The organism is Pseudomonas sp. KNUC1026 (assembly GCF_021650705.1).
In the GTDB taxonomy this organism is placed as follows: Bacteria; Pseudomonadota; Gammaproteobacteria; order Pseudomonadales; family Pseudomonadaceae; genus Aquipseudomonas.
Window position 1 is genome coordinate 3,272,332 of sequence record NZ_CP087138.1, and the last position, 13,787, is coordinate 3,286,118.

The 13,787-nt window shown below is 63.4% G+C and carries 7 protein-coding genes and 5 pseudogenes; 8 read left to right on the plus strand and 4 right to left on the minus strand.

The window, feature by feature from the left end:
• Window positions 1-3 precede the first annotated feature (3 nt).
• A pseudogene (locus LN139_RS15195) lies at window positions 4-956 on the minus strand (NAD-dependent epimerase/dehydratase family protein).
• Between the two features lie 51 nt (window positions 957-1,007).
• Window positions 1,008-1,940, minus strand: a pseudogene (locus LN139_RS15200) (LysR family transcriptional regulator ArgP).
• A gap of 130 nt (window positions 1,941-2,070) precedes the next feature.
• Here LN139_RS15200 and LN139_RS15205 point away from each other — a divergent pair.
• From LN139_RS15205 to LN139_RS15225, 5 genes and pseudogenes are all read left to right on the plus strand, one after another.
• Window positions 2,071-2,669 (plus strand): annotated as a pseudogene (locus tag LN139_RS15205) (LysE/ArgO family amino acid transporter).
• Between the two features lie 163 nt (window positions 2,670-2,832).
• A complete protein-coding gene (locus tag LN139_RS15210; RefSeq protein WP_236354852.1) occupies window positions 2,833-3,429 on the plus strand; it encodes a superoxide dismutase in 597 nt (198 codons plus the stop codon).
• 247 nt (window positions 3,430-3,676) lie between these two features.
• Window positions 3,677-5,735 (plus strand): annotated as a pseudogene (locus tag LN139_RS15215) (putative bifunctional diguanylate cyclase/phosphodiesterase).
• Window positions 5,736-5,910: 175 nt separating this feature from the next.
• Window positions 5,911-6,852, plus strand: coding sequence for a GAF domain-containing protein (locus LN139_RS15220; protein ID WP_236354854.1), 942 nt, complete (start codon window positions 5,911-5,913; stop codon window positions 6,850-6,852).
• Entirely contained in the window at window positions 6,849-7,061 is a 213-nt protein-coding gene (locus LN139_RS15225; RefSeq protein ID WP_236354858.1) for a hypothetical protein, read from the plus strand. The genes LN139_RS15220 and LN139_RS15225 overlap by 4 nt, the downstream gene beginning before the upstream one ends.
• Window positions 7,062-7,172: 111 nt before the next feature.
• On the opposite strand, the gene LN139_RS15230 is transcribed toward LN139_RS15225, so the two are convergent.
• Complete coding sequence (locus LN139_RS15230; RefSeq protein WP_236354860.1) at window positions 7,173-8,555, minus strand: MFS transporter; 1,383 nt, start codon at window positions 8,553-8,555, stop codon at window positions 7,173-7,175.
• Between the two features lie 84 nt (window positions 8,556-8,639).
• Entirely contained in the window at window positions 8,640-9,542 is a 903-nt protein-coding gene (locus LN139_RS15235; protein WP_236354862.1) for a helix-turn-helix domain-containing protein, read from the minus strand.
• A 138-nt stretch (window positions 9,543-9,680) separates the two neighbouring features.
• On the opposite strand from LN139_RS15235, the gene pobA reads away from it, so the two are divergent.
• From pobA to LN139_RS15250, 3 genes and pseudogenes are all read left to right on the plus strand, one after another.
• Window positions 9,681-10,862: a 4-hydroxybenzoate 3-monooxygenase gene (gene pobA, locus LN139_RS15240; RefSeq protein WP_236354865.1), complete on the plus strand. Its 1,182-nt coding sequence runs from the start codon at window positions 9,681-9,683 to the stop codon at window positions 10,860-10,862.
• Window positions 10,863-10,991: 129 nt separating this feature from the next.
• Window positions 10,992-12,326, plus strand: coding sequence for an imelysin family protein (locus LN139_RS15245; RefSeq protein ID WP_236354872.1), 1,335 nt, complete (start codon window positions 10,992-10,994; stop codon window positions 12,324-12,326).
• 48 nt (window positions 12,327-12,374) lie between these two features.
• Window positions 12,375-13,786 (plus strand): annotated as a pseudogene (locus LN139_RS15250) (di-heme oxidoreductase family protein).
• Window position 13,787: the final 1 nt, after the last annotated feature.

Consider the following 13,787-nt stretch of genomic DNA (forward strand, 5'->3'; position numbering starts at 1 on the left):
CGCTCAGCGATAACGCCCGCTGGCGTCCTGGCTTCGCCACCAGAGTGCGAACTCATCGAGCGCAGGCCACAGGCCCGTGGCCGGGGCATAGCCCAGATAATGCCGCGCGCGATGGGTGTCGAGGGTGAAATCTTCAGTCAGCCGCTTCACGTCCTCGAGGTGCGAACCGTGGCCGCGGCCGGCCCGGCCAGGCCCGGCATGCACCCTCGGCAAGCCCGGCGCGCAACCGCGCCAAGGCAATGCTGCGCCCGGGCGGCACGCGCGGCAGGCCCAGTTGCCGCGCCACATACGCAACCGCGTCCCACAAGGGCACAGGCACACCATTGCTGATGTTGTACGCACGCCCCAACGCCTCATCGTTGGCTTGCAGGGCGAGCCAAAGCGCTTCGCAAAGGTTGTGCACACTGGTGAAATCGACCGGTTCAAACCGTCGCCCAGCACGCTCAGACGCTGCTGCTCATGCAAGCGCACCAGGCGCGGCAACCATTGCCGATCACCGGCACCGACCACGCGCGTTGGGCGCAGTGCAACCACCTGCATCCCGAATTCCTCAGCGCCGAAAACCCGCTGCTCGGCCAGGAACAAAGCCCGCGCGTAGGCGCGGCGGTGCTGAGGCGGGATCTGCTCCTCGCGCACGGCTTCGCGGGCAGCGCCGCTGTAATAGAGCTGAGCGCAAGACAGGTGTACGAAACGCGGCACGTGCTCTTTAAGGCAGGCCTCCACCAGGTGTTCCCGTCACGCCCTGGCGCCCCTGCTCGAGCGCTTGCGCCCGTAACCAGGCGTCGGCGGGGCCAGCGCAATGCACCACGGCCTCGACCCCGGCGCACAGCCGCCGGGCGAAATCGGCATCAGCCAGCTCACCTTCCAGGCACTGCGCGCCCGCACGCACCAGGCCTTCGAGCCGCGCGAGCGCTGCGGCTGGCGATACGCACCTGGCAACCTCGGCCCATCGCCATATGCGCAAAGCGCGCGCCGATGAAACCGCTGGCACCTGTGACCAGAGATATTCATGAAACTCCCTTGTTCGATTGCCCGGTTGCGCTGACGCCCTGCGGCGGGATCAAGGCACGCCGTGCCTGATGCAACAGATGGCGGGTCAGCTGATCGCAGCAGTTGCCCGCCATTGCGCCAATGATGCCAGTACAGCGGCACGTCACTGTGAAATCCGGCAGCAGCTCCACCAGCGTGCCTTCGGCCAGTTGCCGCGCCGCCTGGGCCTGAGGAATCAGCCCCCAGCCGGCGCCCGCCTCGGCCATGCGCAGGAACCCTTCACTGGAAGGGCACAGATGATAGACCTGCACCGTTTCAACGCCCAGCGAAGCCATGTAGCGGTGCTGGAGAAAGTCGTCCGGCCGAAGATCAATGCCGGCGCGCGCGCCAAGGCCTGGGCACTGAAGCCACCCGGCAGGTACTGCTCGATGAATGCCGGCGTTGCCAACGGCAGGTAGCGCATCGCCCCCAGCGGCTGACTGCGCGCGCCTGCGACCGGGCGCTCGGCCGCGCAGACGCAGGCTGCCACCTCACCGGCGCGCATGCGTTTAAGGCCCACATCCTGATCTTCCACCAGCAACTCCAGCAGCAAGCCCTCGGCACGGCAGAAGTCGCCCACCGCCGCTGCCCACCAGGTGGCAAGGCTATCGGCATTGAGTGCGATACGCAGGCGTTCGGGGCGGGTGTCGTCATCCAGGGTCGGTACCTCGCCGCGCAGGTCGCGTTCAAGCAAGCGCACCTGCTGCACATGGTTGAGCAAACGGCGGCCTACGTCGGTGGGCGTGGGAGGGCTGGCCCGCACCAGCACCGGCTGGCCGACGCGTGCTTGCCAGCAACTTGATGCGCTGCGACACGGCCGACTGCGACAGGCCCAAAGCCAGTGCGGCGCGCTCGAAACCACCCTGCTCCACTACGCCAGCCAATGCGGCCAGCAATTTGTAATCGAACAATGTCTGGCTCCGGGCTCAGGAAGTAGGCGATATAAGAATTGCTAATGATGTATATCTTATATTCGTTTTTCTGATTTTTCTTTTTTCGTCACACTTTCTGCCTCTTTTACGGATCTGGATGCACGCAGCCATGTGGCAGAGCTATCTCAACGGGTTACTGGTTTCGGCCAGCCTGATCATTGCCATCGGCACTCAGAACGCCTTCGTACTGGCGCAAAGCCTGCGCCGCGAGCATCACCTGCCGGTAGCCCTGCTGTGCGTGCTGTGCGATGCGGCGCTGATGAGCGCAGGCGTGTTCGGCCTGGCCAGCGTGCTGGCGCACAACGAAACCTTGCTGCTGCTCACTCGCTGGGGCGGCGTCGTGTTCCTGCTTTGGTACGGCGCCAAGGCATTGCGCCGTGCGCTGGCCAAAGAGGCGCTGAGCACCACCGAGGACGCCGGCAAGCGCTCACGCCGGGCGGTATTGCTCAGCGCGCTGGCGGTGACCCTGCTGAACCCGCATGTGTACCTGGACACGGTGCTGCTGGTGGGTTCACTCGGGGCCCAGCAGGCTGAACCGGGGCGTATGTGGCGGGCGCCGCCAGCGCGTCGGCGTTGTGGTTCTTCGCCCTGGCACTGGGGGCTGCGTGGCTGGCACCTTGGCTGGCAAGGCCCGCGACCTGGCGGGCGCTGGACCTGATGGTGGCGGTGATGATGTTCGCGGTGGCCATACAGCTGATGATGAGCTGAACCTGCGATCGCTCTGGAACCTCTATCCCACACAGTTGTTGCGTGGTTATACCCTACACCCGGTGCTATGATCCCGGAGCTCGCCAAAGAGAGTACAAACTCCCTGGCGCCCCTGGCCGCCCGTGAACGGCCCCGAGTTTATGACCTGATCAGGAGAACCGACATGGCTTTTGAATTGCCGCCGCTGCCTTATGCACACGACGCCCTGGCGCCGCACATCTCCAAGGAAACCCTGGAATTCCACCACGACAAGCACCACAACACCTATGTCGTGAACCTCAACGGCCTGGTCCCCGGCACCGAATTCGAAGGCAAGAACCTGGAAGAGATCATCAAGTCCTCTTCCGGTGGCATCTTCAACAATGCCGCCCAGGTGTGGAACCACAGCTTCTACTGGAACTGCCTGTCGCCTAACGGTGGCGGCGAGCCTACCGGCGCACTGGCCGATGCGATCAACGCAGCCTTCGGCTCGTTCGCCAAGTTCAAGGAAGAGTTCACCAAGACCTCCGTCGGCACCTTCGGCTCCGGCTGGGGCTGGCTGGTCAAGAAAGCCGACGGCTCCCTGGCACTGGCCAGCACCATCGGTGCCGGTTGCCCGCTGACCAGCGGCGAAACCCCGCTGCTGACCTGCGACGTCTGGGAACACGCCTACTACATCGATTACCGCAACGTTCGCCCCAAATACGTCGAGGCGTTCTGGAACCTGGTGAACTGGGAATTCGTTGCCCAGCAGTTCGAAGGCAACACCTTCAAGGCCTGATTTTTCAAGCCTTGCCAGCGCCCCGCTTTCGCGGGGCGTTTCTTTTTCAGGCGCTTCTAGCCTGCCCGCTCAAGTTTCAGGCATGATCGGCCGACACATGAAACGACGAACGTCTGCATCAATGTGCCCATAACCGCCTGCGTTCGGGCGCGCCCCTTGACTATCCCTGGCTTTGCGAAGTTTCATGGCGATTTGATGCCAACCAGCGTGTGCGCTCCCAGGCGCCAGCGAGAAGGAATCCTCTACATTGAAGCTGGAACTCAAGCACAGCTTGTCAGTGAAGCTGCTCAGGGTCGTGTTGCTGGCTGCCCTCGCCGTGGGGGTGGTGCTCAGTTGTGCGCAGATCCTGTTCGATGCCAGCAAGGCTCACCATGCGCTGAACACTGATGCGCAGCAGATCCTGGGCATGTTCCGCGACCCCTCGACCCAGGCGGTCTACAGCCTGGACAAGGAAATGGGCATGCAGGTGCTCGAAGGGCTGTTCCAGGATCAGGCAGTTCGCCAGGCCAGTATTGGCGTGCCCGGGGAGCCAATGCTGGCGGAAAAGTCCCGCCCCCTTGCCAGTAACTCCTGGCGCTGGCTGACCGACTCGATCCTGGGCCGGGAAAAGACCGCCAGCATTCGCCTGGTGGGCCGCGAGCCGTACAACGAATACTACGGCGACCTCGCCATCACCCTGGACACCGCCAATTACGGCGAGAGCTTCATCGCAAGTTCGGTGATCATCTTCGTCTCCGGTGTGTTGCGGGCCCTTGCGATGGGCCTGGTGCTCTACCTGGTGTATCACTACCTGCTTACCAAGCCGCTGTCGCGCATGCTCGACAGCCTCACCCAGATCAACCCCGACCGCCCCGCTCAGTACCAGTTGCCCCTGCTCAAGGGCCACGAACGCAACGAGCTGGGGCTGTGGATCAACACTGCCAACCAGTTGCTGGCCTCCATCGAGCGCAACACCAGCCTGCGGCATGAGGCCGAAAACAGCCTGCTGCGCATGGCTCAATACGATTTTCTCACCGGCCTGCCCAACCGCCAGCAGTTGCAGGACCAACTCGACAAGATCCTCACCGACGCTGGCCGCCGACAACGCCGGGTGGCAGTGCTGTGCCTGGGGCTGGATGACTTCAAGGGCGTGAACGAGCAGTTCAGCTACCAGAGCGGCGACCAGTTGCTGCTGGCCCTGGCCGACCGGCTGCGGGCGCACAGCGGTCGGCTGGGTGCGTTGGCACGGCTGGGTGGCGATCAGTTCGCGCTGGTGCAGGCCGATATCGAGCAGCCCTGACGAGGCCGCCGAGCTCGCGCAAGCGGTGCTCGACGACCTGGAGGCACCCTTCGCACTGGATCAGGAACAGATTCACCTGCGCGCAACCATCGGCATCACATTGTTTCCCGAAGACGGTGACAGCACCGAGAAGCTGCTGCAAAAGGCCGAGCAGACCATGACCCTGGCCAAGGCCCGCTCGCGTAACCGCTATCAGTTCTACATCGCCAGCGTCGACAGCGAAATGCGCCGCCGCCGCGAGCTTGAGAAGGACCTGCGCGAAGCCCTGGCCCGCGACCAGCTGAGCCTGGTCTACCAGCCGCAGATCAGCTACCGCGACAACAGCGTGGTGGGCGTCGAGGCGTTGCTGCGCTGGGCCCACCCGGAGCGGGGGAACATTCCGCCCGACCAGTTCATCCCGTTGGCCGAGCAGAACGGCAGCATCATCGCCATCGGCGAATGGGTGCTCGACCAGTCCTGCCGCCAGCTGCGCGACTGGCACGATCAGGGCTTCACCGGCCTGCGCATGGCCGTGAACCTCTCCACCGTGCAACTGCACCACGCCGAGCTGCCGCGGGTGGTCAGCAACCTCATGCAGATCTACCGCCTGCCACCGCGCACGCTGGAACTGGAAGTGACCGAAACCGGCCTGATGGAAGACATCACCAGCGCTGCCCAGCACCTGCTGAGCCTGCGCCGCGCCGGCGCGCTGATCGCCATCGACGACTTCGGTACCGGTTATTCATCGCTCAGCTATCTCAAGTCACTGCCGCTGGACAAGATGAAAATCGACAAGAGCTTCGTCAAGGACGTGCTCGACGACGACGACGACGCCACCATCGTGCGAGCCATCATCCAGTTGGGCAAAAGCCTGGGCATGCAGGTGATCGCCGAAGGGGTCGAAACGCGAGAGCAGGAAGCGTACATCCTGGCTGAAGGGTGCCATGAGGGGCAGGGCTGGCTGTACAGCAAGCCGATGCCGGCCAAGGATGTAACGGCGTTTCTGAGGCAGGCTCGTGAGAGTGTGGTGGGTGAGGCCGCCGGCTGATTTGGGTTGCGCCTCAGGCGTCCCAGGTAGTGGTAAGGCCGGGGACATAAAAGGTGACCAATTACCTGAGCACCGGGTCAGCAATTGAGCAACACTCCTGGCCGCTTCAACCCGCCATCCAAGCCTTCGCACAGGCGGGTACACCCCTCCTGAAATGGCCCAATGGGCAGGCGCTATGAACCTGGCTGAACTCAATCAACAGAACAAGAAAGCTGAAACCACTGTATTCAATACTGCGGTCTTCTCGGCCAATGCCTGGATGACCTTGCTGGCCCCTTTGGTAATAGGGGTGTTAGCTAGCAAGCTCTATGCAAGAGAAGATTTTTCGGGTGTGGAGATCAGCTTTTTCTTCATGGCACTGTCCATACACATCTCCTTTGCATCCATCATTTTTGTCGCCAGCAATCGCAAATCCACCTCGCTGGCGTTCGATGAAATTCATAACGAAAACAAAATCTTCAAGGCTGAAGTCATTCCTAGAGCCAAAATGCTTTATGAGGTGTCAAGGACTCAACAAGCCGTTATCTATCTGATGACGCTTGAGCTGGATGCCGTTTGTGACGAGATAAAACTGCGCTCCGCTGAGTTGACCTTGCCTGAACGCATAAAACGATGGGAGTCAGGGCTTGATCGAATTCTCTCGCATTTGGTCGACCACCGAACCCAGCTGTTTGGCTACAGCCCTGATGCCTTGTACAACTTTGCGCTCTACCTGTTCGATGATGAAAGTGGAGAACTGGTCATCAACTGGCGCTCTCATGATAATCGCTTGAAAGTGTCGAACCGGCGTTGGAAGCCTGGCTTTGGGCACGTGGGGCTCGCTTTCATTCAGGGCGAAGCAAAAATCTGCATGGATATAACCCGCAGCTCCGAAATTTCCAACGCAGCTTTAGCAGGCTCGGATGACAGGAAATATAGGTCATTCATTTCCGTTCCGATCAAGGATGCGTACAAACTTATGGATGGCGAGCGGCCGTTGGGTGTGCTTGTATTCACAAGCAACGAGACAGCGCAGTTTTCCTGGGAGAGGGACAAGCTGTTCACCCTCACCATGGCTAAAATATTGTCGCTTTACATCGAACGTCATATCACTTCGCTGATGGAGGCCAAACCATGAAATCTCTTTTCAGAAAAAGCCAGATTTCCAGCCTGGCAGCCGGGTCCGAAAAGTCGCCCTCCGCGGCCCTGATCTCTGAAAGCCTGGACTTCGAGAGCGCACTCATCGAAGACTCCAAGCGAAATGGCTCTTTCTCCAGAGAGTGGGCTGAAGCAGAAGTGGAAAAAAGCGGCGACTACTTTACCCAACAGCTGTACCAGGGGCTCTGAAAGCAACGCCGCGAAGCAGGTTTGATTACACTGACGCCTGTAGGAGACACCGCACAATTTCCCCCTATGGCTCTTGCGGCGAGGGGAAGCCTTTGAGCACAAAAGGTTTTGTCAGGTCGCATCCGCGTGGCTGATCCACCCCTTGATCAACACCCCGCCACACGCCAGCACCGCCGGCACCAGCAGCGCGGTCAACACCTGCTCGAATTGCCACCCCATCCCCAGCAGGGTCGCACCGATCCAGGCGCCGAGAATGGCGCCGAAGCGGCCCACACCGAGCATCCACGACACCCCGGTAGCGCGTCCGTGAGTCGGGTAGAAGCGCGCGGCCAGCGATGGCATGGCCGATTGCGCGCCGTTCACGCACATGCCCGCGGCGAGCACCAGGGTCGCCAGCAGCATCGTGTCGCCCAGGCTTTTGCCCACGGCCCAGGCGAATACGCCAGCGAACAGGTAGAACACGCCGATGACCTTGTGCGGGTTGAACCGGTCCATGGCCCAGCCGACAGCCACCGAGCTGAGCACGCCGCCGAACTGGAACAGCGCGCCGATGAACGCCGCCTGTTCCAGGCTCGCGCCACTTTCACGCATCAGCGTGGGTAGCCAACTGGTGAGCAGGTAAACGATCACCAGCCCCATGAAATAGGTGAGCCACAGCAGCAAAGTACCGGCGCTGTAGACGCCGCTGAAGATCACCGCGAACACGTTGCGCGCCTTCACGCCCTGCTGTTCCGGCACGCTGAAGGCCTGTGCCTGCGCGGCCTGTTCGCCGATCGGGCGCAGCACCTTGCGCACCCGCTCGGCCGGTTGCCCGCGCACCACCAGAAAGCGTGCCGATTCTGGCAGCCAGAACGCCAGGGCCAAGGCCAGCAGCAGCGGCAGCACACCGCCCACCAGCAGCAGGCTGTGCCAGCCCCAGGCCGGGATCAGCCAGGCCGAGATGAACCCTCCGCCGGCCATGCCCAGGTTGAAGCCGCAGAACATGCTGGTCACCAGCAGCGACTTGAGCCGCTCCGGGGTGTATTCGGACAGCAGCGTGGTGGCATTGGGCATCGCCGCGCCCAGCCCGAGACCGGTGAGCAAGCGCAGCAGCACCAGTTGTTCGAGGTTGGCACTGAACGCACAGGCCAGGCTGAAGATGCCGAACAGGAAGGCCGAAACCACCAGCACACCCTTGCGCCCGAAGCGGTCTGCCAATGGGCCGGAGCCCAGGGCGCCGAATACCATGCCGATCAGCGCGGCGCTCATCACCGGGCCCAACTGGGCGCGGTTGATGCCCCAGTCCTGGCTCAACGCAGGCGCGATGAACCCCATCGCCGCAGTGTCCAGGCCGTCGAGAAACACGATAAGAAAGCACAGCAGCGCGATGCGCCATTGGTATCGCGACAGCGGCTGGGCGTTGATGAATTGCTGGACATCGAGGGTGCCGGCAGGCGAGGCAGCCTGCGCGGGCGCACCGGCAAGCTCGCCGGCAGCAGTCAGCGTCTGGGACATGGCGTTGTGCTCTTGTTGTTGGATGCGGCAAACGCTAAGCGCGGCAGGGCGGGCCAGCAAGGCACCGGCCTGAAATCGGTGCGGTTATCGCACGCTTTGCACTGACGCTGCTTTGCGAAACGCCAAAGGGCTTTGCCCGGTCATGCGCTTGAAGAACCGCGAAAAATACGCCGGCTCAGAAAAACCCAAGGCGTCAGAGAGCTGGTTCACACTCAAGGTCGAATACACTAGCTCCCGCCGTGCCTCCAGCGCCAGGCGCTCATGGAGCATCGCCAATGCGCCCTGCCCGCTCAGCCGCATCACCACATCACGCAGATGCGCTGTGGTGATGCCCAGTTGCCGGGCATAGCGCTCCAGGTTCCAATGCTCACGAAAGTGCGCCTCCACCAGCGCGGTGAACGCGGCCAGGTGCGCCTGCCCTGGCGCCGGCCTGCGGCTGGCCTGGCGTTGCTGGCGTTGCCTGGCCAGCCAGGCAGCGAGCAGGCCCAGCAGCGATTGCACGGCCAATTCCCGTGCCGCCAGCAAGGGGTTGGCGTATTCCGCCGCAAGTTGCTCGAACACCCCTGTTAGCCAGCCGCCCTCCCTGCCCAGCGGATACAACCCGGCACGTTCCAGCACCACACGTTGATCACCCAGCGCGTGCTGCAGGGAAGCCACCAGTGGGGCAGCGAGGGTCAGCACCTGGCCATCGACCGCGTCGCTGAAACGAAACCCGTGCACGCACAGCGGCGGTACCAGCTGAACAGCCGGCTGTTCGATGCGTACCCGGCGCCCTTCCAGCTCGATGTCGGCCCACCCCTGGCGCAGGAACAGCACCTGGGTGAGGTCGGCGTGCCGGTGCGGGCGGATTTCCCAGCCATGCAATCGGCTGCGGCTGGGGATCGATTCACAGTGCAGAAAATCCGGTGCAGGCCACTCCAGGCCATCGCCGTAAAGCTTGAACACCGGCACTGCAACCCCAGGCTGCGCGGGGCGATAGCGCTGCATACACGCCTCCTCGAGTTGCGAAAAGTCCAGAAACTAGCACGGAAAATGCCTTAACCGCAGCACGCTTGCAGGCTAAAAATACAGGAAACCTCTTCACAAGATAGGGCCATGCGCCCACCACAACATGAGGCTACCACCATGCAAACCTGCGTCGCGATCATCGGTGCCGGCCCGGCTGGGCTGCTGCTGGGCCAGCTGCTGCACAACGCTGGCATCGCCAACGTCATCCTCGAACGCCAGAGCGCCAGCCACGTACTGGGGCGCATCCGCGCCGGTGTGCTCGAACAGGGCACCGTCGAGTTGCTCCATGAAGCGGGCGTCGGCCAGCGCCTGGCGGCAGAGGGCCTGGTCCACGAAGGCTTCGAGCTGTCGCTGGGTGATCGCCGCGAGCGCATCGACCTCAAGCGCCTCACCGGCCGCACGGTTACGGTGTACGGGCAAACCGAAGTCACCCGCGACCTGATGCAGGCGCGCGAACGCAGCCAGGCCCTCACCTGTTACAACGCCAGCGACGTTCGCCTGCATGCGCTGGAGAGCGACAAGCCTTACGTGACGTTCGAATACCAAGGTGAGCAGGTGCGCCTGGATTGCGACTACATCGCAGGCTGCGACGGCTTTCATGGCGTGGCCCGGCAGTCGATCCCCAGCGACCGCCTGCGCACCTTCGAGCGCGCCTGGCCGTTCGGTTGGCTGGGGGTGCTGGCCGACACGCCGCCGGTCAACGAGGAGCTGATTTACGCCAGCCACGCGCGCGGTTTTGCTTTGTGCAGCCAACGTTCGCACACCCGTTCGCGTTACTACGTGCAAGTGCCCGCCGATGAAAAGGTCGAGCAGTGGAGCGATGAGCGCTTCTGGAACGAGCTGCGCGCCCGCCTGCCGGGGGATGTTGCCCAGGCCCTTGTCACCGGCCCCTCCATCGAGAAAAGCATTGCCCCACTGCGCAGCTTCGTGGCCGAACCCTTGCAGCATGGCCGCCTGTTCCTGTTGGGCGATGCCGCCCACATCGTGCCGCCCACCGGGGCCAAGGGTTTGAACCTGGCGGCGGGCGATGTCAGCACGCTGTACCGCATCCTGGTGAAGGTTTACCGCGAGCAGCGCACCGACCTGCTTGAGCGGTATTCACCGCTGTGCCTGAAACGCATCTGGAAGGCAGAGCGCTTTTCCTGGTGGATGACCTCGATGCTGCACACCTTCGAGCAGCGTGACGGGTTCAGCGAGCGTATCAGCCAGGCGGAGCTCGAGTATTTCCTCGACTCGGAGGCCGGGCGCACCAGCATCGCGGAAAACTACGTGGGGCTGGCGTACGAACCCATTGAATAAAGGCTACATGAATCAACCGTTTTGTAACCTGAGGTTTCCTTCATCTAGCGCCAAATGAAAATCCTTCGCATCATGTCGGCCGCTCGGGGGCGCCCCCACCGGTTACCTTCATTGATGCAGGATTTCGCCATGACTCGTACTCCACTGGCTGCGGCCAGCTTGCTGGCCATCGCTGTCGCACTCAGCGGCTGCGGCGACAACAAGGACACCAGCAAACCCGCGGCGCAAGCGCCAGCTCCCGCTTTAGCGCCCGCCAGCACTCCTGCGGCAGCGCTTGCCGAGGCGAGCAGCAAGGCGGTGGTGGCGCATTACGCCGAAATGGTCCACGCAGTATTCAGCGACTCGCTGACCGGCGCGCAAAAGTTGCAGGCCGCCATCGACGCCTTCCTCGCCAGCCCCACCGATGCCACATTGAAAGCCGCGCGCCAGGCCTGGATCGACGCCCGCCCGGCTTACCTGCAGAGCGAAGTGTTCCGCTTCGGCAACACGATCATCGATGACTGGGAGGGCCAGGTGAATGCCTGGCCATTGGACGAGGGCTTGATCGACTACGTCGACGAGCATTACGAACAGGCCCTTGGCAACCCGGCCGGCAAAGCCAACATCATCGCCAACACGAAGGTCCAGGTCGGCGAGGACACACTCGACGTCAGCCAGATCACTCCCGAGCTGCTGGCCAGCCTCAATGAAGTGGGCGGTTCGGAGGCCAACGTCGCCACCGGTTACCACGCCATCGAGTTCCTGCTCTGGGGCCAGGACCTCAATGGCACCGGCCCCGGCGCGGGCAACCGACCGGCTTCCGATTACCTGCAAGGCGCCGGTGCCACTGGCGGGCACAACGATCGCCGCCGCGATTACCTCAAGGCCGTGACCCAGCTGCTGATCACCGACCTTGAAGAAATGGTCGGGCAGTGGGCACCGGGCAAAACCGACAACTATCGCGCCACCCTGCTGGCAGAACCCGCCGATGCGGGCCTGCGCAAGATGCTTTTCGGCATGGGCAGCCTGTCGCTGGGCGAGCTGGCCGGTGAACGCATGAAGGTGGCGCTGGAAGCCAATTCGCCGGAAGACGAACACGACTGCTTCAGCGATAACACCCACAACTCCGAGTTCTGGAACGCCAAGGGCATCCGCAACGTTTACCTGGGCGAATACACTCGCCTGGACGGCAGCAAGCTGGCCGGCCCGAGCCTGTCGCAACTGGTGGCCAAGGTCGATGCAGGCACCGACGCTGCGCTCAAGGCAGACCTGGCCGACACCGAGGCCAAGATGCAGGTGCTGGTGGACAAAGCCAACCAGGGCGAGCACTTCGACCAATTGATCGCACCTGGCAACACCGCAGGCAACCAGGTGGTGCGCGATGCCATCGCCGCGCTGGTCAAGCAGACCGGTGCCATCGAACAGGCCGCCGGCAAGCTGGGCATCAGCGACCTGAACCCTGACACCGCCGACCATACGTTCTGAGGCCTGGCCCGCTCTTACGGGGCGGGCCGTTTTTACCTTCATGCTCCGATTGCGCCTTTGCTGGCCAGCCCTGTGGCTGGCCCTTTATCAAGCGGCTGCGACCAGGCCCCGCCGACGAACGTCGTGCAGCCGGGTGAAACACGCCCGGGCGGTGCTGCCACGGTGCCGCGCAGTGGCCGCCATGGCTTTTCATTACCAGCGGCCAACCTCAGCCCCGAGCAACGAGTCGATTTCAGCGTGGGCCGTTCCTTTTCCGCAACCCCTGGGTGATCGCGCCGTCCACCACCACAGCGCGTGATGGCCTGGGGCCTCTGTACAACGCAAACGCTTGCCAGGCCTGCCACCTGCGCAATGGCCGCGGCCATCCGCCGGAGCCAGATGCGCTCAATGCGGTGTCGATGCTGGTGCGCCTGTCCATCCCGGCCGGAGCCGGAAGCAGCGGCACGCTGCGCACCCAGGGCGTTGAGCCAGAGCCTGTCTACGGAACTCAGTTGCAGGACCAGGCCATTCCGGGCGTGCCGCCGGAGGGCCGCGTGCGGGTCAACTACCGCGAGCACAGCGTGCGTTTTGCCGACGGTTTCGAAGTGCGCTTGCGAACGCCAGAACTGATCATCGATCGCTTGGGCTATGGCCCGCTGCACCCCGCCACACAGTTTTCGGCACGCGTCGCGCCGCCGATGATCGGCCTGGGCCTGTTGGAAGCGATCCCCGAGGCCAGCCTGCTGGCCCAGGCCGCTCGCCAGCCGGCGCTTGGCCTGAGCGGGCGGCCCAATTACGTATGGGATAGCGCCAAGGCCCGAACAGTGCTCGGCCGCTTCGGCTGGAAAGCCGCACAACCCAGCCTGGATCAGCAGAACGCCCACGCTGCGCTTTCGGACATGGGCCTGAGCAGTTCGCTGCTGCCGGCGCAGAATTGCACGCCCGCCCAAACCGCCTGCCTGCAGGCTGCCAACGGCAATGGCCTGGAAGGTGAAGGCGAGGTAAGCGACAACATCCGCCGGCTGATGCTGTTCTACACGCGCCACCTGGGCGTGCCGGGCCGCCCCGCCGCTGCCGACCCGCAAGTGCTCGAAGGCAAGCGCCTGTTCCACCAGGCCGGCTGCCAGGGCTGCCACGTGCCCAGCTGGGTGACTGCCAACGACGCCGCCGAGCCATCGCTGGCCGGCCAAACCCTCTGGCCCTACACCGACCTGTTGCTGCATGACATGGGCGAGGGCCTGGCCGATGGCCGCGGCGAGCTCCAGGCCGGCCCACGTGATTGGCGCACCGCGCCGCTGTGGGGGCTGGGCCTGACGCGCGCGGTCAGCGGCCACTCTCAACTGCTGCACGACGGGCGTGCCCGCGACCCGCTTGAAGCCGTGCTCTGGCATGGCGGCGAAGCCGAGCCGGCACGCCAGCAAGTACTGACTTTCGATGCCCGCCAGCGCGCCGCGCTGCTGGCCTTTCTCGACTCACTGTGAA

What these genes read in the sequence shown, in the direction of transcription:
- pobA (WP_236354865.1), top strand. Translation starts at nt 9,681, where the DNA reads ATGCAAACCTGCGTCGCGATCATCGGTGCCGGCCCGGCTGGGCTGCTG.
- LN139_RS15220 (WP_236354854.1), top strand. Translation starts at nt 5,911, where the DNA reads ATGAACCTGGCTGAACTCAATCAACAGAACAAGAAAGCTGAAACCACT.
- LN139_RS15230 (WP_236354860.1), bottom strand. Translation starts at nt 8,555, where the DNA reads ATGTCCCAGACGCTGACTGCTGCCGGCGAGCTTGCCGGTGCGCCCGCG.
- LN139_RS15210 (WP_236354852.1), top strand. Translation starts at nt 2,833, where the DNA reads ATGGCTTTTGAATTGCCGCCGCTGCCTTATGCACACGACGCCCTGGCG.
- LN139_RS15245 (WP_236354872.1), top strand. Translation starts at nt 10,992, where the DNA reads ATGACTCGTACTCCACTGGCTGCGGCCAGCTTGCTGGCCATCGCTGTC.
- LN139_RS15225 (WP_236354858.1), top strand. Translation starts at nt 6,849, where the DNA reads ATGAAATCTCTTTTCAGAAAAAGCCAGATTTCCAGCCTGGCAGCCGGG.
- LN139_RS15235 (WP_236354862.1), bottom strand. Translation starts at nt 9,542, where the DNA reads ATGCAGCGCTATCGCCCCGCGCAGCCTGGGGTTGCAGTGCCGGTGTTC.